Here is a 558-nt window from a genome sequence, read left to right on the forward strand (position 1 = left end):
CCCGCCGCGTCGCCGGACTGCGCCGCGAGGAGGTCGCCCGGCTCGCCGCGATCAGCGTGGACTACTACACCCGCCTGGAACAGGGCCGCGTCCGCGCCTCCGCCCCCGTACTGGCCACCCTGGCCCGCGCCCTGCGCCTCGACGACGACCAGCAGAAATACCTCTACGAACTCGCCGGACGCACCGACGACCGGCCCCGCAGGCGCCGCCCCGCCCAACGCCTGCGACCCGCCATGCGCCGCCTGCTCGACCAGCTCACCCACACCCCCGCACTCGTCCTCGGCAAACGCCTGGACATCCTCGCCTGGAACCCGGCCGCAACCGCCCTCTACACCGACTTCGCCACACTCCCACCCGCCCGCCGCAACTACATCCACCTGCTGTTCACCGACCCCGCCATCCGAGCCCTGCACCGGGAATGGAAACACGACACCCGCGAAGCCGTGGCCGCCCTGCGCATGGAAGCCGCGGCCGACCCCGACGACCCCGAACTCGCCCGCCTCGTCGGCGAACTCTCCCTCCACGACACCGACTTCCGCACCTGGTGGGCCGAACACC

The 558-nt window shown here is 72.6% G+C and carries 1 protein-coding gene; it reads left to right on the forward strand.

Annotated elements, in window-relative coordinates; genetic code table 11:
* Positions 1-558, forward strand: a 558-nt coding sequence (locus OO52_RS45615) for a helix-turn-helix domain-containing protein (protein WP_037671689.1), incomplete at both ends; no start/stop codon positions are given.

Source organism: Streptomyces flaveolus, from assembly GCF_000716535.1.
In the GTDB taxonomy this organism is placed as follows: domain Bacteria; phylum Actinomycetota; class Actinomycetes; order Streptomycetales; family Streptomycetaceae; genus Streptomyces; species Streptomyces flaveolus_A.